At 41.6% G+C, this 17,465-nt stretch carries 20 protein-coding genes and 1 pseudogene; 16 read left to right on the top strand and 5 right to left on the bottom strand.

Annotated elements, in window-relative coordinates; translation table 11 throughout:
• Nucleotides 1-117: 117 nt before the first annotated feature.
• Together rnjA and CYK16_RS02830 are read right to left on the bottom strand one after the other, a co-directional pair.
• Nucleotides 118-1,797 (bottom strand): ribonuclease J1, encoded by a 1,680-nt coding sequence (gene rnjA / locus CYK16_RS02835; RefSeq protein ID WP_088777926.1) that lies wholly within the window; start codon nucleotides 1,795-1,797, stop codon nucleotides 118-120.
• Between the two features lies 1 nt (nucleotide 1,798).
• Nucleotides 1,799-2,032, bottom strand: coding sequence for a DNA-dependent RNA polymerase subunit epsilon (locus CYK16_RS02830; RefSeq protein WP_000639571.1), 234 nt, complete (start codon nucleotides 2,030-2,032; stop codon nucleotides 1,799-1,801).
• 280 nt (nucleotides 2,033-2,312) lie between these two features.
• Between CYK16_RS02830 and CYK16_RS02825 the strand changes: the two genes are divergently transcribed.
• The gene (locus CYK16_RS02825; RefSeq protein ID WP_101776620.1) at nucleotides 2,313-2,528 is read left to right on the top strand and encodes a hypothetical protein; all 216 of its coding nucleotides are present in this window, start codon (nucleotides 2,313-2,315) and stop codon (nucleotides 2,526-2,528) included.
• 323 nt (nucleotides 2,529-2,851) lie between these two features.
• Here the strand turns inward: CYK16_RS02825 and cibB are convergent, their stop codons facing one another.
• On the bottom strand, nucleotides 2,852-3,004 hold the full coding sequence (gene cibB / locus CYK16_RS02810) for a fratricide two-peptide bacteriocin subunit CibB (RefSeq protein ID WP_000974044.1): 153 nt from the start codon (nucleotides 3,002-3,004) through the stop codon (nucleotides 2,852-2,854).
• A gap of 1 nt (nucleotide 3,005) precedes the next feature.
• Nucleotides 3,006-3,191, bottom strand: coding sequence for a fratricide two-peptide bacteriocin subunit CibA (gene cibA, locus CYK16_RS02805; protein WP_000180841.1), 186 nt, complete (start codon nucleotides 3,189-3,191; stop codon nucleotides 3,006-3,008).
• Nucleotides 3,192-3,368: 177 nt separating this feature from the next.
• On the opposite strand from cibA, the gene tsaB reads away from it, so the two are divergent.
• The 13 genes and pseudogenes from tsaB to CYK16_RS02740 all read left to right on the top strand — a co-directional run.
• Nucleotides 3,369-4,052, top strand: a complete 684-nt coding sequence (gene tsaB, locus CYK16_RS02800) for a tRNA (adenosine(37)-N6)-threonylcarbamoyltransferase complex dimerization subunit type 1 TsaB (RefSeq protein WP_049513052.1) — start codon at nucleotides 3,369-3,371, stop codon at nucleotides 4,050-4,052.
• Complete coding sequence (gene rimI, locus CYK16_RS02795) at nucleotides 4,049-4,486, top strand: ribosomal protein S18-alanine N-acetyltransferase (RefSeq protein ID WP_101776618.1); 438 nt, start codon at nucleotides 4,049-4,051, stop codon at nucleotides 4,484-4,486. Before tsaB ends, rimI begins: the two co-directional genes overlap by 4 nt.
• Nucleotides 4,476-5,486 carry a tRNA (adenosine(37)-N6)-threonylcarbamoyltransferase complex transferase subunit TsaD gene (gene tsaD, locus CYK16_RS02790; RefSeq protein WP_101776617.1) on the top strand — a complete coding sequence of 337 codons (1,011 nt, stop codon included), beginning with the start codon at nucleotides 4,476-4,478 and terminating at the stop codon, nucleotides 5,484-5,486. Before rimI ends, tsaD begins: the two co-directional genes overlap by 11 nt.
• Before the next feature lie 119 nt (nucleotides 5,487-5,605).
• Nucleotides 5,606-6,301, top strand: a complete 696-nt coding sequence (locus CYK16_RS02785; protein ID WP_101776616.1) for an AzlC family ABC transporter permease — start codon at nucleotides 5,606-5,608, stop codon at nucleotides 6,299-6,301.
• Nucleotides 6,291-6,614 (top strand): AzlD domain-containing protein, encoded by a 324-nt coding sequence (locus CYK16_RS02780; protein WP_000253936.1) that lies wholly within the window; start codon nucleotides 6,291-6,293, stop codon nucleotides 6,612-6,614. Before CYK16_RS02785 ends, CYK16_RS02780 begins: the two co-directional genes overlap by 11 nt.
• 103 nt (nucleotides 6,615-6,717) lie before the next feature.
• Nucleotides 6,718-7,548: an amino acid ABC transporter substrate-binding protein gene (locus CYK16_RS02775; protein ID WP_004254995.1), complete on the top strand. Its 831-nt coding sequence runs from the start codon at nucleotides 6,718-6,720 to the stop codon at nucleotides 7,546-7,548.
• A gap of 153 nt (nucleotides 7,549-7,701) precedes the next feature.
• Nucleotides 7,702-8,556: a MetQ/NlpA family ABC transporter substrate-binding protein gene (locus CYK16_RS02770; protein ID WP_000694519.1), complete on the top strand. Its 855-nt coding sequence runs from the start codon at nucleotides 7,702-7,704 to the stop codon at nucleotides 8,554-8,556.
• 99 nt (nucleotides 8,557-8,655) lie between these two features.
• A complete protein-coding gene (locus tag CYK16_RS02765; protein ID WP_000231806.1) occupies nucleotides 8,656-10,029 on the top strand; it encodes a M20 family metallopeptidase in 1,374 nt (457 codons plus the stop codon).
• Entirely contained in the window at nucleotides 10,022-11,083 is a 1,062-nt protein-coding gene (locus CYK16_RS02760; protein ID WP_060805925.1) for a methionine ABC transporter ATP-binding protein, read from the top strand. The genes CYK16_RS02765 and CYK16_RS02760 overlap by 8 nt, the downstream gene beginning before the upstream one ends.
• 1 nt (nucleotide 11,084) lies before the next feature.
• Nucleotides 11,085-11,777, top strand: a complete 693-nt coding sequence (locus CYK16_RS02755; protein WP_000444647.1) for a methionine ABC transporter permease — start codon at nucleotides 11,085-11,087, stop codon at nucleotides 11,775-11,777.
• A 261-nt stretch (nucleotides 11,778-12,038) separates the two neighbouring features.
• The gene (locus CYK16_RS02750) at nucleotides 12,039-12,776 is read left to right on the top strand and encodes an Rgg family transcriptional regulator (RefSeq protein WP_230955072.1); all 738 of its coding nucleotides are present in this window, start codon (nucleotides 12,039-12,041) and stop codon (nucleotides 12,774-12,776) included.
• Between the two features lie 184 nt (nucleotides 12,777-12,960).
• Entirely contained in the window at nucleotides 12,961-14,205 is a 1,245-nt protein-coding gene (locus CYK16_RS02745; protein ID WP_060805927.1) for an MFS transporter, read from the top strand.
• Nucleotides 14,206-14,221: 16 nt separating this feature from the next.
• A pseudogene (locus CYK16_RS02740) lies at nucleotides 14,222-14,461 on the top strand (ABC transporter permease); the annotation flags it as partial.
• A 29-nt stretch (nucleotides 14,462-14,490) separates the two neighbouring features.
• Here the strand turns inward: CYK16_RS02740 and CYK16_RS02735 are convergent.
• Nucleotides 14,491-15,060: an MptD family putative ECF transporter S component gene (locus CYK16_RS02735; RefSeq protein ID WP_060805928.1), complete on the bottom strand. Its 570-nt coding sequence runs from the start codon at nucleotides 15,058-15,060 to the stop codon at nucleotides 14,491-14,493.
• A 134-nt stretch (nucleotides 15,061-15,194) separates the two neighbouring features.
• Between CYK16_RS02735 and CYK16_RS02730 the strand changes: the two genes are divergently transcribed.
• Together CYK16_RS02730 and CYK16_RS02725 are read left to right on the top strand one after the other, a co-directional pair.
• Complete coding sequence (locus tag CYK16_RS02730; protein WP_060805929.1) at nucleotides 15,195-15,809, top strand: YesL family protein; 615 nt, start codon at nucleotides 15,195-15,197, stop codon at nucleotides 15,807-15,809.
• Nucleotides 15,787-17,457, top strand: a complete 1,671-nt coding sequence (locus CYK16_RS02725; RefSeq protein WP_285300755.1) for a sensor histidine kinase — start codon at nucleotides 15,787-15,789, stop codon at nucleotides 17,455-17,457. The genes CYK16_RS02730 and CYK16_RS02725 overlap by 23 nt, the downstream gene beginning before the upstream one ends.
• Nucleotides 17,458-17,465: the final 8 nt, after the last annotated feature.

Here is a 17,465-nt window from a genome sequence, read left to right as displayed (position 1 = left end):
CTAACTCAAGTTATGCTTTCGCCTAGCCTTCTAGTCTGATTTCGATTTTTATTGAGTTTTAATCTAAAAAGAAAGCATAGAGAAAAACAGCTCCGAAGACGGGGCTGTTTTGTTGCTTTATTCTTCATCTGGTGTGAGGATCATCGGGATGATAATCGGTTCACGTTCTGTATTTTCATAGAGGAAGGGGCGAATAGCGTTGACAATGGCACCATTGACAGATTGCACGCTAGCATCCTTATTTTTCAGTGCGATACGAATGGCATTGAAGAGGATGCGTTGGCTTTGGCGAATCAAGTCGCCAGACTCTCTCATGTAGACAAAGCCTCGACTGAGGATGTCTGGTCCAGACAGAATCATCTGCGATTTGAAGTCAACAGTTGCGACTGCCAGAACGACACCGTCTTCAGATAGATCACGACGATCTTTGAGGACAGCTGCGCCGATTTCACCGATACGATTTCCATCGACATAGATATCTTGGGCGTTGAAATGACCTGCTATACGAGCTGAGTCAGCAGTGAGGGCAAGTACATCGCCATTGCTCATGATAAAGATATTGTCCTTCTCAACACCAGTATCCACCGCTAGTCCAGCGTGGACTTTTTGCATGCGGTATTCACCGTGGACAGGCATGAAGTATTTTGGCTTAATCAAGCGGAGCATGAGTTTTTGCTCTTGCTGGCCACCGTGTCCAGAGGTATGGATATTGTTAACCTTACCGTGGATAACTTCGACACCAGCTTCTGAAATGATGTTAATCAGCTTGTTGACGCTAGTCGTATTTCCAGGGATTGGACTAGAAGAGAAGATAACTGTATCACCTGGTTGGAGTTGTACCTGACGGTGGGTTCCGTTGGCGATACGAGAGAGGGCTGCCATCGGCTCACCCTGGCTACCTGTACAGAGGATCAGAATTTCTCCTGCAGGGTAGTCTTTGATTTCATTTGGCTCGATAAAGGTTCCCTTAGGAGCTTTGATGTAGCCAAGATCGATTCCGTTGACAATGGCCTTTTCCATAGAACGACCAAAGACAGCGATCTTGCGCCCAGTCTTAACAGCAGCTTCTGTTGCTTGCTGGAGACGGAAGATATTTGAGGCAAAGGATGCAAAGATGATACGTCCCTCTATGCCTTGGATAATCTTCATGATGGACTGGCCAACGACTTTTTCAGAGTTGGTAAAGGTTGGAATTTCTGCATTTGTCGAGTCAGACAGGAGACAGAGTACACCGTCTTCACCAAGAGCTGCCATACGGTGCAAATCTGCTGGTTCACCAACTGGTGTTAAGTCAAACTTGAAGTCACCCGTACAGACAATTTTCCCTTGAGGAGTATGAATGACAATCCCCAAAGGTTCTGGAATAGAGTGAGTCGTTCTAAAGAAAGTTGCCTTGAGATTTTTAAAGGTCAACTCAGTATTGTGGTTGATTTCGTAAAGTTTGGCGTTGCGCAAGAGGCCGTGTTCTTCGAGTTTCCCACGGATCAAAGCCAAGGCAAGCGGCCCAGCGTAGATAGGGACATTTGCTTGCTTGAGTAGGAATGGAATCCCACCGATGTGGTCCTCGTGTCCGTGTGTGATTAAGACAGCCTTGACGCGGTCGATATTGTCTACGATGTAAGAGTAGTCAGGAATGACATAGTCGATACCCAGCAAGTCATCTTCTGGGAATTTAATCCCAGCATCGACGATGACAATCTCGTCTTGGTATTCAATTCCGTAAGTGTTTTTCCCGATTTCTCCCAGACCACCGATGGCAAAAACGCCAACTTCTTCAGGTTTAAGAGTATAGGCCATATTAGAACTCCGTAATTTCGAAGGCGCCAGTTTCTTTTTCGTAATCTAGCAATTTGTCAGACAAGAGTTCGATATACTCGATATTGTACTCTGGGCGATTTTCTTCGACAAGTTGGCGAGCAGCGATACGGCCCTCAAGTTCTGAGTTGGCATCGATGTCTAGGTAAAGTGCGCGTGTAGTTTCACGACGTGGGCTACGTTCTTTTGTTTCTTGATAAAAAACTTTGTAAATCATATAGTTCCTTTCTATTTTACAGGTCAGCTTATTCCAAACTTTTAGCATAGATTTGCTTGATTTCATTCCATTTTGTGTCTAGATTGACCTTGATTCGTTACAATTATTTCAATTATACCACAAAATGAAAAATTAGTAAAAGACGGAAACGAGAAAGTCACAGGACGATTTATTTAGTAAGCGCTTGCAAAAATAAAGAAAATGTGTTATATTGATAACGGAAGTGAAATTTATTGTTTGTCATAATTCCATATAGATTTTAAGTCAAGGAGGTTGCCCTATGTATAACTTATTTGCTTTTGCTATCGGAGCTCGCTTGGTAGCTTTTATTGTTTTTGTTGCTTGCGTTTATGCGGGGAATCTTCTGTTTACAAAACTGGAACGACGACAAAGCAAGTTCTTGTGGAAAATTACCTTTGTGACTCTCTATTCTCTTTTTCTCCTCCTTGTAACCTATGTCGTTTGGTTTGTATTTTACTTTGGATTAAATGCCTAGATGCCCTGCTTATGCTGGGGCATTTTTGTTTGGAGATATAGAGATAGTAGATTTACGACACGAAAATCCCACCCCATCTATCAAGATGAGGTGATCTTTGCATTTTTCTAAAATGACATGACAATGGAATTTTCAGAGCTTATTATTTTTATGGGAGTCATTGTTCTGCTCAAAAATAGAGTTGAAGCATAAAAATAAAACAATACAAACAGATAGATCAATTGGTAAAGGGATAGTAGTCATGTTTAAATCATTGAGAATGCTGAGCCAACTGTAAGAGATGAAGACAATAAAATTTATCCTTCTAAAAATGTGTTTTTTATCTAGCATGACTTACCAAACTTTTTACGAAGGTCTTTTCCAATGGTATAACCTGCCATAAATAAAGCGATACCAACACCTACACCAAAGCCACCTTTTATTTCTTGCAATTCCTTATTAGAAATTTCACAATAGTTGTTCAAATCTTTCATCATATTAATCTCCTCCTAAAAAATAACCAGCTGCCAAACCAGAACCTATAAGTGCTGTTCCACCTGCAATAGCTTTCCAAGATACTGCTACTCCAAAGATAACCAAGGGAGCGAGACCGCCATCAATATCTGATAATTCATTTTCAGATAAGGATAAAAATTGATTGTCAAGAACGTCAAAATTTGTCATTGAACTTTCCTCCTTTTTTCTTGTTCACTTTTATATTCGGAAAAGAAAAGGAAAAGTGAGCATTTTTTAAATTATTTTTTAGCTAAGTATAGGCATTTTTGTTTGGGGATAAAGAAAATTCCCATGTGCCAGCTTTTGTAGTATAATAGTAAGCAGACAAAAAGATAGGAATGTGTTATGAAAGTATTAGCTTTTGATACGTCCAGCAAGGCTCTTTCTCTCGCTATTTTAGAGGACAAGCAGGTTCTTGCCGAGACGACGATTAATATTAAGAAAAATCACAGTATTACCCTCATGCCTGCCATCGATTTTTTGATGGCAAGTTTGGATTGGACGCCCAAGGATTTGGACCGAATCGTGGTGGCGGAAGGACCAGGTAGCTACACAGGCTTGCGAATTGCGGTAGCAACTGCCAAGACTTTGGCTCATACCCTGAACATCGAGTTAGTTGGTATGTCTAGCCTCTTGGCTCTGGTGCCCTACCAACAAGAAGGCTTGTTCGTCCCTTTGATGGATGCGCGTCGCAACAATGTTTACGCAGGATTTTATGAAAATGCCAAACCTGTCATGCCAGAAGCACACCTGCCTTTTGAGCGAGTGATTGAGTTAATCAAGGGCGCTAGTCAGGTAACCTTTGTCGGAGAAGTTGGCCCCTTTGTGGAGCAGATTCAAGAACACTTGCCAAGGACTAATTTCAAAGAAACCTTGCCAAATGCAGCTAATCTAGCTCTTTTGGCCTGGGACAAGGAAGCAGACTCCTTGCACGACTTTGTGCCGAATTACCTCAAGCGTGTCGAGGCTGAGGAAAACTGGCTCAAGAACCACACAGAGTCTGGCGAGTCTTACATTAAACGCCTATGATAGAAATCAAACGAATCCAACAACAGCCTGACTTGGCTCAAGACATCTACGCTGTCATGGCAGCTGTTTACCCAGTCAGTCCTTGGACGCTGGAACAAATCCAAGCAGACCTGGCTCAAGATCAGACTTGGTATGCTCTGGCTTATGATGGGGCAGAAGTGATTGGATTTCTAGCTGTGCAGGAAAATATCTTTGAGGCAGAAGTCTTGCAAATCGCTGTTAAAGGAGACTATCAGGGTCAGGGAATTGCGTCAGCCTTGTTTGCTCAATTGCCGACAGACAGGGAGATTTTCCTCGAAGTCAGAAAGTCAAATCACCGAGCGCAAGCATTTTACAAGAAAGAAAAGATGGCAGTCATCGCTGAGCGAAAGGCCTACTACCATGACCCAGTCGAGGACGCCATCATCATGAAGAGAGAAATAGATGAAGGATAGATATATTTTAGCATTTGAGACATCCTGTGATGAGACCAGTGTCGCCGTCTTGAAAAACGACGATGAGCTCTTGTCCAATGTCATTGCTAGTCAAATTGAGAGTCACAAACGTTTTGGGGGCGTAGTGCCTGAAGTAGCCAGTCGTCACCATGTCGAGGTCATTACAGCCTGTATCGAGGAGGCTCTGGCAGAAGCAGGGATTACCGAAGAGGACGTGACAGCTGTGGCTGTTACCTATGGACCAGGCTTGGTCGGAGCCTTGCTAGTTGGCTTGTCAGCTGCTAAGGCCTTTGCTTGGGCACATGGACTTCCACTTATCCCTGTTAACCACATGGCTGGTCACCTCATGGCAGCTCAGAGCGTGGAGCCTTTGGAGTTTCCCTTGCTAGCCCTCTTGGTCAGCGGTGGACACACAGAGTTGGTTTATGTTTCTGAGGCTGGTGACTACAAGATTGTTGGGGAAACGCGAGATGACGCGGTTGGTGAGGCCTATGATAAGGTCGGCCGTGTCATGGGCTTGACCTATCCTGCCGGTCGTGAGATTGACGAGCTAGCTCATCAGGGACAGGATATTTATGATTTTCCTCGTGCCATGATTAAGGAAGATAATCTGGAGTTTTCATTTTCAGGTTTGAAATCTGCCTTTATCAATCTTCACCATAATGCCGAGCAAAAGGGAGAAAGCTTGTCCACAGAGGATTTGTGTGCTTCCTTCCAAGCGGCAGTTATGGACATTCTCATGGCTAAAACCAAGAAAGCCTTGGAGAAATACCCTGTTAAAACCTTAGTCGTGGCAGGTGGTGTGGCAGCCAATAAAGGCCTCAGAGAACGCCTAGCAACTGAAATCACTGACGTCAAGGTCATCATTCCACCTCTACGCCTCTGCGGAGACAATGCAGGTATGATTGCCTATGCCAGCGTTAGCGAGTGGAACAACGAAAACTTTGCAAACTTGGACCTCAATGCCAAACCAAGTCTTGCTTTTGATACGATGGAATAAAATGGAGTCTGTCTGATTACAATCAGCAGACTTTTTTCTCTTTCCTGAATGTGTTATAATAGTTCATGCTGTGGCTGGAGCCTTTTCAGGCCATTTATTAAGACAATATGAGGAGAAAGATGAAAGAAAAAGGATTTTGGGAGGGGGCGCAGGCAGCCATGCCAACGGCCTTGGGTTATGTCAGTATCGGACTGGCCTGTGGGATTATCGGTGCGCCCTATGTGACACCTGTTGAGATGGGCTTGATGAGCCTCTTTGTTTATGCTGGGAGTGCCCAGTTTGCTATGCTGGCACTGATTGCGGTTCAAGCACCTGTAGCAGCTATTGCTATGACGGTCTTTTTGATTAATTTGCGTCTCTTTTTGCTGAGCTTACACGCATCGACCTATTTCCGTCATACCAGTCTCTGGCAAAATATTGGTATGTCTAGTCTCTTGACAGATGAGACCTACGGCGTTTTGATGGGCGAATTGGCCCATACAGACAAGGTCAATCCTATGTGGATGCACGGAAACAATCTCAACAGCTATGTGGCTTGGCTTGTGGGAACAGTGGTCGGAACGGCTCTAGGTGGCCTGCTACCAAATCCAGAAATCTTTGGTTTGGACTTTGCTTTGGTTGGGATGTTTATCGGGATTTTTGCTTCGCAATTCCAGATTATGCAAAGACGGATTCCAGTCCGCAATCTGCTCATTATCCTAGCAGTTGTTGCGGTGTCCTTCTTTTTACTCTTGACAGTGGTGTCTCAGTCGCTAGCTGTTCTGTTTGCGACGTTACTTGGTTGTAGTATGGGGGTGGTCTTAGATGGTCAGTAAGTATCTTTTATTAGCAGTTATTTTCTCTGGTCTTGTGACTTGGATTCCCCGTATGATTCCCTTCATCTTGGTCAAGTATAAGGGCTTGCCTGCGATTGTTGAGCGCTTTTTGAAGTTCTTGCCCGTTTCCATTATCTTTGCCTTGATTCTTTCAAGCGTAGTGACAGGCAAGGTTGGGAGTCTTCCTCAAATCAAGTGGTTGGACTTCTTAGCAGTCTTTCCAACAGCTTGGGTAGCCTTTCGTTACCGCAATCTAGTCGGAACGGTTCTCTTTGGAGTGGTCTTGATTGCCGTCTTGCGTCTGGTCTTTTAAATTAGCCATAAAGAAAACCTATCACAGAGATAGATATCATATAATGGCGTAAATGGTCTTTTTCTGTTAAGATTATAAGGTATTCTATTTTGGAGGAAATGACATGAAAAAAATCGTTAAATACTCATCTCTTGCTGCCTTAGGACTTGTTGCTGCAGGTGTGCTTGCGGCTTGCTCAGGTGGTGCTAAGAAAGAAGGAGAAGCAGCTAGCAAGAAAGAAATTATCGTTGCAACTAATGCTACACCAAAACCATTCAACTATGAAGAAAATGGCGAATTGACTGGTTACGAAATTGAAGTGGTTCGCGCTATCTTTAAAGACTCTGACAAGTATGATGTCAAGTTTGAGAAGACAGAGTGGTCAGGAGTCTTTGCAGGACTTGATGCCGACCGTTACAATATGGCTGTTAGCAACATCAGCTACACTAAAGAACGTGCTGAAAAATACCTTTATGCAGCTCCAACTGCTAAAAACCCTAACGTTCTTGTAGTGAAAAAAGATGACCCTAGCATCAAATCGCTTGATGATATCGGTGGAAAATCAACAGAAGTTGTTCAAGGGACAACTTCTGCTAAACAGTTAGAAGACTACAACAAACAACACTCAGATAATCCAACTGTCCTAAAGTATACTAAAGCGGACTTCCAACAAATCATGGGACGCTTGAGCGATGGCCAGTTTGACTACAAGATTTTTGATAAAATCGGTGTTGAAACAGTCATCAAGGACCAAGGTTTGGACAACTTGAAAGTGATCGAACTTCCAAGCGACCAACAACCTTATGTTTACCCACTTCTTGCTAAAGGTCAAGATGAGTTGAAAACATTTGTAGACAAACGTATCCAAGAACTCTACAAAGACGGAACTCTTGAAAAATTGTCTAAACAATTCTTCGGAGACACTTACCTACCAGCAGAAGCTGATATTAAATAATTTTTTGAAATCATCCATTCTGAATAAGGTGGATGATTTCTCAGTTTTTAAGGATATAGTTTTAAACTATATATCTGACTACATAATAACAATTTGTGAAATCAAACAAATTGTGAGATACTAGTACGGTATTATTTTTAAGGAGAAAGAATCATGAAAATTAAAAAATGGCTTGGTGTAGCAGCCCTTGCTGCAGTCGCAGGTTTGGCTCTTGCAGCTTGCGGAAACTCAGAAAAGAAAGCAGACAATGCAACAACTATCAAAATCGCAACTGTTAACCGTAGCGGTTCTGAAGAAAAACGTTGGGACAAAATCCAAGAATTGGTTAAAAAAGACGGAATTACCTTGGAATTTACAGAGTTCACAGACTACTCACAACCAAACAAGGCAACTGCTGATGGTGAAGTAGACTTGAACGCTTTCCAACACTATAACTTCTTGAACAACTGGAACAAAGAAAACGGAAAAGACCTTGTAGCGATTGCAGATACTTACATCTCTCCAATTCGCCTTTACTCAGGTTTGAATGGAAGTGACAACAAGTACACTAAAGTAGAAGACATCCCAGCAAACGGAGAAATCGCTGTACCGAACGACGCTACAAACGAAAGCCGTGCGCTTTACTTGCTTCAATCAGCTGGCTTGATTAAATTGGACGTGTCAGGAACTGCTCTTGCAACAGTTGCTAACATCAAAGAAAATCCAAAGAACTTGAAAATCACTGAATTGGACGCTAGCCAAACAGCTCGTTCATTGTCATCAGTTGACGCTGCCGTTGTAAACAATACCTTCGTTACAGAAGCAAAATTGGACTACAAGAAAGCACTTTTCAAAGAACAAGCTGATGAAAATTCAAAACAATGGTACAACATCATCGTTGCGAAAAAAGATTGGGAAACATCACCAAAAGCTGATGCTATCAAGAAAGTGATCGCAGCTTACCACACAGATGACGTGAAAAAAGTTATCGAAGAAACATCAGACGGTTTGGATCAACCAGTTTGGTAATAAGAAACAGGGAGGTGGGAGAGAAAATTCCACCTCTTGCTTTTGTATAGAGCATGGATTGTAAAGAAGACTATAGGTTCATAGAAAGGTAGAGAGAATATGGTTTTTCCTAGTGAACAAGAACAGATTGAAAAATTTGAAAAGGATCATGTGGCCCAGCATTATTTTGAGGTTTTGCGCACCTTGATTTCTAAGAAATCGGTTTTTGCCCAGCAGGTTGGACTTAAAGAAGTCGCAAACTATCTGGGTGAGATTTTCAAGCGTGTTGGGGCTGAAGTGGAGATTGATGAGACTTATACGGCTCCCTTTGTCATGGCGCATTTCAAGAGTTCGCGCCCAGATGCTAAGACCTTGATTTTCTATAACCACTATGACACTGTGCCAGCGGACGGGGATCAGGTCTGGACAGAGGATCCCTTTACGCTTTCGGTCCGCAATGGCTTCATGTATGGGCGTGGGGTTGATGACGACAAGGGTCATATCACAGCTCGTTTGAGTGCTTTGAGAAAATATATGCAACACCATGATGACCTGCCTGTCAATATCAGTTTTATCATGGAGGGAGCGGAGGAATCGGCTTCGACAGACCTAGATAAGTATCTGGAAAAACATGCGGACAAACTTCGTGGCGCAGACTTGTTGGTCTGGGAACAAGGGACCAAAAATGCCTTGGAACAGCTAGAAATTTCTGGTGGAAATAAGGGGATTGTGACCTTTGATGCCAAGGTAAAAAGCGCTGATGTGGATATCCATTCGAGTTATGGTGGGGTTGTGGAATCAGCTCCATGGTACCTCCTTCAAGCTCTACAGTCTCTTCGTGCAGCAGATGGCCGTATCTTGGTTGAAGGCTTGTACGAAGAGGTAAAAGAGCCAAATGAACGTGAATTGGCTTTGGTGGATACCTACGCTCAACAAAATCCAGGGGAAATCAGCCAGATTTATGGTTTGGAATTGCCTCTCTTACAAGAGGAACGCGCAGCCTTTCTGAAACGTTTCTTTTTCGAGCCAGCTCTTAATATCGAAGGGATTCAGTCAGGTTACCAAGGACAAGGGGTTAAAACGATTTTGCCAGCAGAAGCCAGCGCTAAGCTAGAGGTTCGTTTGGTTCCTGGCCTAGAACCGCATGATGTTCTGGAAAAAATTCGGAAACAGCTAGACAAAAATGGCTTTGATAAGGTAGAATTATATTATACCTTGGGAGAGATGAGCTATCGCAGCGATATGAGCGCGCCAGCCATTCTCAATGTGATCGAGTTGGCCAAGAAATTCTATCCACAGGGCGTTTCAGTCTTGCCGACTACAGCTGGGACAGGGCCTATGCATACGGTTTTTGATGCCCTAGAGGTGCCAATGGTGGCCTTCGGTTTAGGAAATGCCAATAGCCGAGACCACGGTGGAGATGAGAACGTGCGAATCGCCGATTACTACACCCATATTGAATTAGTAGAGGAGTTGATTAGAAGCTATGAGTAGAGATATTATCAAGTTAGATCAGATCGATGTGACTTTTCACCAAAAGAAGAGAACCATCACAGCGGTCAAGGATGTGACTATTCACATCCAAGAAGGGGATATCTACGGAATCGTTGGATATTCTGGAGCAGGGAAATCAACCCTTGTACGGGTGATTAACCTCTTGCAAAAACCATCTGCAGGCAAAATTACCATTGACGACGATGTGATTTTTGATGGCAGGGTGACATTGACGGCCGAGCAGTTGCGTCGTAAACGTCAAGATATCGGAATGATTTTCCAGCATTTTAACCTGATGAGCCAAAAGACAGCAGAGGAGAATGTAGCCTTTGCCCTTAAACATTCTGGACTCAGCAAGGAAGAAAAGAAAGCTAAAGTAGCTAAGTTGTTGGACTTGGTTGGCTTGGCGGACCGTGCTGAAAACTACCCTTCACAACTATCTGGAGGGCAAAAGCAGCGTGTGGCCATTGCGCGTGCCTTGGCAAATGATCCAAAAATCTTGATTTCAGACGAGTCAACTTCTGCCCTTGATCCGAAGACAACCAAGCAGATTTTGGCCTTGTTGCAAGATTTGAACCAAAAATTAGGCTTGACTGTTGTCTTGATTACGCATGAAATGCAGATTGTCAAAGATATTGCCAATCGTGTGGCAGTTATGCAGGATGGGCATTTGATTGAAGAGGGTAGTGTTCTTGAAATCTTCTCAGATCCTAAACAACCTTTGACTCAAGACTTTATCTCAACAGCTACAGGCATTGACGAAGCCATGGTCAAAATCGAGAAGCAAGAAATCGTGGAACACTTGTCTGAAAACAGCCTTTTGGTGCAACTCAAGTATGCAGGTGCTTCAACAGACGAGCCACTTTTGAATGAATTGTACAAGCGTTACCAAGTAACGGCTAATATCCTCTATGGAAATATCGAAATCCTCGATGGAACTCCTGTTGGAGAATTGGTTGTGGTACTGTCTGGTGAAAAAGCAGCGTTGGCAGGTGCCCAAGAAGCCATTCGTCAAGCAGGTGTGCAACTAAAAGTATTGAAGGGAGGACAGTAAGATGGAATCATTGATTCAAACCTATTTGCCAAATGTCTATAAAATGGGCTGGGCTGGTCAAGCAGGCTGGGGAACAGCCATCTATCTAACCCTTTATATGACAGTTCTTTCCTTTATCATCGGAGGGTTCTTGGGGCTTGTTGCAGGTCTCTTCCTTGTCTTGACAGCGCCAGGTGGTGTCTTGGAAAATAAGGTCGTTTTCTGGATTTTAGATAAGATTACTTCTATTTTCCGTGCGGTTCCATTTATCATTCTCTTGGCAGTCTTGTCACCCTTCTCACACCTAATCGTAGGGACAAGTATCGGGCCAAATGCGGCTATCGTACCCCTATCTTTTGCAGTCTTTGCCTTTTTTGCCCGTCAGGTGCAGGTTGTCTTAGCTGAATTGGATGGCGGTGTCATTGAGGCGGCTCAAGCGAGCGGAGCGACATTCTGGGACATCGTGGGTGTTTACCTATCAGAAGGACTTCCAGATTTGATCCGTGTGACGACTGTGACCTTGATTTCCCTTGTTGGAGAAACAGCCATGGCGGGAGCAGTTGGAGCTGGTGGTATCGGTAACGTAGCTATTGCTTATGGATTTAACCGCTACAATCACGATGTGACCATTTTGGCAACTATCATTATCATCTTGATTATTTTTGCAATCCAATTCTTGGGAGATTTCTTGACTAAGAAATTGAGCCATAAATAAAAAGATCTAGGCAATCTGTACATCATTCATAGGAGTTGTCGTTATAGTCAAGACTTAAAATTCTCTGTACTGGTTGCTATCAACCGTTACTTTTATGAGTAAGAGAGTTAAGAATTGTGGGGAGTCAATATGCAAAATCTGGGAGAAGTTTTTAAAGAATTGAGAAAGAGTCGGAATGTATCTCTACAGGAGGCGACGGGAGGAGAGTTTACTTATTCCATGCTGAGCAAATTTGAGCGTGGAGAAGCAGACCTATCATCTATGAAATTGATTACTGCCTTAGATAACATCCACTCTGATTTGAATGAATTTATGTACTTGGTACGTGGTTTTTCTCAGAAAAAGGTTCTGGCTTTTCAAGAAAATCTTTGGGATCTATATGACAGAGAAGGGATTGATTCTCTACGCTCCTTGTATGAAGAGACGACTCAAAAGTATAGATCAAGTGGTGAAAAAAGCTATCTTTTACAAATGATTCGTATCAAAAGCCTTCTCGTGTTTTTTGATTCAGAAATAAGAGCAACGGATGAAGAACTGACTTTTCTCTATGACTATTTTTTTACTATTGACATCTGGGGAAATTATGAATTGGAACTATTTTCAACGATTTCTACTTTGTTTCCTCTGCCCCTCTATTTTAAATATTCTAGGGAGATGTTACAAAAGACGGATTTATTAGGCTCTTTACCTAGTAACAAAGTTGGTATTGACACCATTTTAATTAATGGACTCTTTAAAGCGATAGAGGAAAAGGATAAATTAAAAGCAGATTATTTTATCTTTCAGATTGAAAAACGAGAATTGCCAGAATCTGAAGCTTATCTTAAAATCATTTATATGATTGCTAAAGGGTATTATGATACTATTTTTAATGTAAAAAATAAGGGTCTTGAAAAAATCCAGAGAGGCATTACAATCTTACAAGATTTAGAGTATGTAGATGGTGCAAGATACTATGAAAACTATTTTGCAAATCAGCTTTCAAATAAAGATTTGTAATATATTCTCGTTACATCGACTGATGAAAAATAAATAGCCTTGTAGATGGATTGATAATTAGTAGTTTCTAGGTGCTAGAGTTTCTTTTTTCAGAAAAAATATATTACAAAAAAGTGGGGAGCCCCACTTTTTTTGTTAGACTGGATTTAATAGAATACTCTTTGAAATGTGAGAAAGGCCTGTTATGAAACTATTCTTAAAACATCATTTATTTAGAATACTGACCTTATCAAGGTTTTTGAGCTCAAGTGGAGCTTATATTTATAATCTGGTATTTATCGTTTATGCTGCGAGTCTACCCTTTAAAAATATAGCTGTATTTATGGCGAATATGATTACGATTTTACCTTTCCTATTTACTTTTTATGTTGGGATTAAGGCTGATCGTACTCGGAATAAAGCAGGGATAATTATCTGGGTTGGTTGTGTGCAAAGTCTACTATTTCTTTTGATTGCTAGTGTGATTCATGATCAGAACTTCGTAACGTTTGCATTTATCTGTATGGTTAATATCTGTTCGGATATTTTATCAGATTATACAGCAGGCCTTCGTATGCCGATTATCCAGCATAATATTTCGGAAGATAAGCTCTATGAAGCTTATTCCTTTACTCAGTTTGTCTCCTATTTATCAAATCTAGGAGGTCAAGCCTTAGGAGTGTGGTTACTCACAACAAGCCACCAAAATTTTTCTTTTGTTGCAATTGTGAATGCTGGCTTCTTTTTACTATCTTCTCTTATTTTGTTCAAAAATAGAAGAGAATTGACGTATTTGTCTGTAACGGTAGAGAGTGAGTCGATTAGTTTACTTCAACAAGTTAAGGAAATCTATGCGGACATGGATGATATCTTTAGGCAAAGAGAAAGTAAATCATTGCTTAAAATTATCCTTGTCATTTTGGTAATGAATACTTTGGGAGGAGCTGTTGGAGGTATTTATCACTTTTATTTATTAGACCATACTATCTATCATCTCAGCTATGCTCAAGCCCTATTTTTAATTGAATGTGTTAGCTTGGGAGGAGCTATTATTGGTAGCCTAACTCCCCATGATTATTTTGGTAAATGGTCGTTTTCAAGATTGCTATCGCTCAATGCAATTCTGTTTGTATTACTTGCTACTGCTAATATTTTAGATTTTTCTCCTCTAGTAGGTGTTGCTTGCTTAGCTTTTGTCATGTATTTGATGTCGAAATCAATGCCTAAATTAGATACTCTGTTATTGTCTAATTTGAGCGCGGATGTATTAGCTAGAAGTAATAATCTCTTGAGTATGATTTTTTCCCTAACATTACCCTTGGGGATGTCTGTATTTTCCTTCTTAGCTTTACAAGATATCAGGCTTTGTTGGTGGGTGTTTTTGGTAGTGAGTGTGATAGGGTTGATTTTATCACTAGAAAAAAGAAGTTTTTCGGGTAAAAAATTTTAACCTAGGAAAATCAGGCTTACTAGAAGGTCTTCCAGATTTGATCCGTGTGACGACTGTGACCTTGATTTCCCTTGTTGGTGAAACAGCCATGGCCGGAGCGGTTGGAGCTGGTGGTATTGGTAACGTAGCCATCGCTTATGGATTTAATCGCTACAATCACGATGTGACCATCTTGGCAACCATCATTATCATTTTGATTATCTTTGCAATCCAATTCTTGGGAGATTTCTTGACCAAGAAATTGAGCCATAAATAAAAAAGAGCCGTTTGGCTCTTTTTTATTGACTAGATTTTCTGCGCAAATTTTTTACTCAAGGCTTGTCCAATTAAGGCACCCAATAGGGCTCCGATGACTACACTTGCAACAAATAGAAGGATGGTTCCAGGATTTGGCGCAACCATGATACGGTCGATATATTCTTGCGATTTTCCTCTTGCCAGAAGGGTAGCCATATAGGCTTTGGGCGTAATCCACATAAGCAAGATTGGTCCTGATGTACTAAAGGCAAAAATAAGGAAAGAAAGGAAATTCTTTGTTTGGTCTTTGTATTTTCCTAGGTTAGCTACTGCATCTGCTAGCAGACCACAGATAATTCCAGGAAGGAAGGCACCGGCACCGTGTTTAGTCCCCAAGAAAAAGAGAGCAATAACAAGGCCGATAGTGGTAATGGCTCCAAAGCGCGGAACTTTTGCGACCAGAATCATATAGACGCTACCGCCGACAAGGGCAGTAAAGGCAGGCGCATAAAACATGTTTCCAGTTTGGTCAAAGAGGTTGCCCAAAAGGACACCAATCCCCATGCAGAGGAAGTAAAGAATTGCAAAAAGCAGTGTAGTTAAGATAGATTTCTTCATGAATTGTCTCCTGATCATTTTTTCACAATTCTCATTGTATCACGGTTTGATGGGATTGTAAATGGGCACTAGAATTTTTTGAAAACGCTTGAAATATGATATAATAGTTTCATAGTTATTTTTAGGAGGATATCATGGGGAGATTTTTAGACTTTGTCTTTAATCGTTTCTTTTTAGGGATGATTGCGACAGCCTTCTTTTGGCTATTAACTTTAGCAGGAGGGATTATCCTTGGTCTAGCGCCGGCTAGTGCCACCTTGATGAGCCTATATGCAGAACATGGTTATAGCTTTCGGGAATACAGTTTGAAGGAGGCCTGGTCTCTTTATAAGCAAAATTTTGTCTCAAGCAACCTGATTTTCTATAGCTTTTTAGGAGTGGATTTAGTTTTGGTCTATGGCCTGTATCTCTTGGTGCAATTGCCTCATCAGACTATTATTCATTTGATTGCTACCTTTTTGAATGTTCTAGTAGTTACCCTGATCTTTTTGGCTTATACAGTATCTTTGAAATTACAAGTTTATTTTGACTTGTCTTATCGAAATAGTCTCAAACTATCCTTGATTGGCATCTTTATGAGCTTAGCGGCTGTGGCCAAGGTTCTCCTTGGAACTGTGCTACTTGTGGCAATTGGTTACTATATGCCTGCCCTACTTTTCTTTGTAGGAATTGGGATGTGGCATTTCTTTATCAGTGATATGTTGGAACCGGTCTATGAAAGTATCCATGAAAAATTGGCGACAAAATAGAATGAAGCAGTTTTGGCTACATACGCTTCTGAGAACCTACAGTTCAGTTATGATGATTATTATTGCGAGTTTTGCAATCTTACTCTCTTACGCCGACTGGGATTCACGGGAAAAGGAAGCTCAGAGAGTAGCTCAGCGTGTAACTACTCGAACAGTCGAAGAGGTGGAATATTATTATCGCGAGTCAGCCCAGCTAGCACAAGATTTAGTAGCCAATCAAGACCGGATACAAGGGGTTTATAAGTACTTTAGCCTGTCAACTTCTGAATATTTTTATTGGCTGTTGGAGCATCAAGCAGCTTCGTCAACTTCCATTTCTCTGTATGAAAATATCGATGACCTGTATGTTCAGAATGACTATATAACGGGTGTTGCAATCGTCTTGCAGGACTTTAAAGAAGTTTATGTTTCGAGCAGAAATGAGAGAGGGGGTCATTCGGTACTTGCGGAAGGCTTTAAACCGGAGGCCAATAGTTTTGGAGTTCCTATTTTAGATCCAGCGACGGATCAATCTATAGGGGTTGTTTATATTTCCTTGGATCCAGAAATCTTATACCATGCTGTGGACAATACCCGAGGTCATATCCCGATGGCTGTGACTGTGACATCGCCTTTTGATACGGAGATTTTTCATATTGGTGAGAGGGTCAATAGGGAACATGAGAACTGGTTTGTTGGTGTGACCTCTCATGGCTACCAGGTTCAGGTGGCAGTTCCTAAAAACTTTGTTTTACAAGGAACAGTGACTAGCTCTGCTTTGATTGTGGGCTTGAGCCTTCTTTTTATTGTCATTCTCTATCTGACTTTGAGGAAGACTTTCTCAAATTATCAAAAGCAGGTAGTGGATTTGGTGGATTCCATCCATGCTATTGCCCAAGGACAAGAAGGTCTTCGCATTGACACGCTTGAAAAGGATCAGGAATTGCTCTTAATCGCGGAGACGACCAATGATATGTTGGATCGATTGGAAAAGAATATCCATGATATTTACCAGTTAGAGCTCAGTCAAAAAGATGCCAATATGCGAGCCTTGCAGGCTCAAATTAATCCTCATTTTATGTACAATACGCTGGAATTCTTGCGCATGTATGCAGTTATGCAGAGTCAAGATGAGTTGGCGGATATCATTTATGAATTCAGTAGTCTCTTGCGGAACAATATTTCTGACGAAAGAGAAACCCTCCTCAAACAGGAATTAGAATTTTGCCGTAAATACAGCTATCTCTGCATGGTTCGCTATCCCAAGTCCATTGCCTATGGTTTCAAGATAGATCCAGAGTTAGAGAATATGAAGATTCCTAAGTTTACCTTGCAACCGCTGGTAGAAAATTATTTCGCGCATGGTGTTGACCACAGACGGACAGATAATGTGATTAGCATCAAGGCTCTTAAACGAGATGGTTTTGTGGAAATTTTAGTGGTAGATAATGGTCGTGGGATGTCGGCTGAGAAGCTGGCAAGTATTCGAGAAAAGTTAAGTCAGAGACATTTTGAACACCAGGCCAGTTACAGTGATCAAAAGCAGTCTATCGGGATTATCAATGTCCATGAGCGTTTTGTGCTCTATTTTGGGGATCGATATGCTATTACTATAGATTCTGCAGAGCAAGCAGGTGTTCAGTATCGTATTACAATTCAAGATGAGTAGAAAGGGAG

This window comes from Streptococcus oralis subsp. dentisani (assembly GCF_002860905.1).
Lineage (GTDB): Bacteria > Bacillota > Bacilli > Lactobacillales > Streptococcaceae > Streptococcus > Streptococcus oralis_BA.
This window is presented reverse-complemented; position numbering and strand designations above follow the sequence as displayed.

Bases quoted from the DNA above. Each gene is read 5' to 3' on its own strand.
- rnjA (WP_088777926.1), bottom strand. From the start codon at position 1,797: ATGGCCTATACTCTTAAACCTGAAGAAGTTGGCGTTTTTGCCATCGGT.
- CYK16_RS02830 (WP_000639571.1), bottom strand. From the start codon at position 2,032: ATGATTTACAAAGTTTTTTATCAAGAAACAAAAGAACGTAGCCCACGT.
- CYK16_RS02825 (WP_101776620.1), top strand. From the start codon at position 2,313: ATGTATAACTTATTTGCTTTTGCTATCGGAGCTCGCTTGGTAGCTTTT.
- cibB (WP_000974044.1), bottom strand. From the start codon at position 3,004: ATGATGAAAGATTTGAACAACTATTGTGAAATTTCTAATAAGGAATTG.
- cibA (WP_000180841.1), bottom strand. From the start codon at position 3,191: ATGACAAATTTTGACGTTCTTGACAATCAATTTTTATCCTTATCTGAA.
- tsaB (WP_049513052.1), top strand. From the start codon at position 3,369: ATGAAAGTATTAGCTTTTGATACGTCCAGCAAGGCTCTTTCTCTCGCT.
- rimI (WP_101776618.1), top strand. From the start codon at position 4,049: ATGATAGAAATCAAACGAATCCAACAACAGCCTGACTTGGCTCAAGAC.
- tsaD (WP_101776617.1), top strand. From the start codon at position 4,476: ATGAAGGATAGATATATTTTAGCATTTGAGACATCCTGTGATGAGACC.
- CYK16_RS02785 (WP_101776616.1), top strand. From the start codon at position 5,606: ATGAAAGAAAAAGGATTTTGGGAGGGGGCGCAGGCAGCCATGCCAACG.
- CYK16_RS02780 (WP_000253936.1), top strand. From the start codon at position 6,291: ATGGTCAGTAAGTATCTTTTATTAGCAGTTATTTTCTCTGGTCTTGTG.
- CYK16_RS02775 (WP_004254995.1), top strand. From the start codon at position 6,718: ATGAAAAAAATCGTTAAATACTCATCTCTTGCTGCCTTAGGACTTGTT.
- CYK16_RS02770 (WP_000694519.1), top strand. From the start codon at position 7,702: ATGAAAATTAAAAAATGGCTTGGTGTAGCAGCCCTTGCTGCAGTCGCA.
- CYK16_RS02765 (WP_000231806.1), top strand. From the start codon at position 8,656: ATGGTTTTTCCTAGTGAACAAGAACAGATTGAAAAATTTGAAAAGGAT.
- CYK16_RS02760 (WP_060805925.1), top strand. From the start codon at position 10,022: ATGAGTAGAGATATTATCAAGTTAGATCAGATCGATGTGACTTTTCAC.
- CYK16_RS02755 (WP_000444647.1), top strand. From the start codon at position 11,085: ATGGAATCATTGATTCAAACCTATTTGCCAAATGTCTATAAAATGGGC.
- CYK16_RS02750 (WP_230955072.1), top strand. From the start codon at position 12,039: ATGAAATTGATTACTGCCTTAGATAACATCCACTCTGATTTGAATGAA.
- CYK16_RS02745 (WP_060805927.1), top strand. From the start codon at position 12,961: ATGAAACTATTCTTAAAACATCATTTATTTAGAATACTGACCTTATCA.
- CYK16_RS02735 (WP_060805928.1), bottom strand. From the start codon at position 15,060: ATGAAGAAATCTATCTTAACTACACTGCTTTTTGCAATTCTTTACTTC.
- CYK16_RS02730 (WP_060805929.1), top strand. From the start codon at position 15,195: ATGGGGAGATTTTTAGACTTTGTCTTTAATCGTTTCTTTTTAGGGATG.
- CYK16_RS02725 (WP_285300755.1), top strand. From the start codon at position 15,787: ATGAAAAATTGGCGACAAAATAGAATGAAGCAGTTTTGGCTACATACG.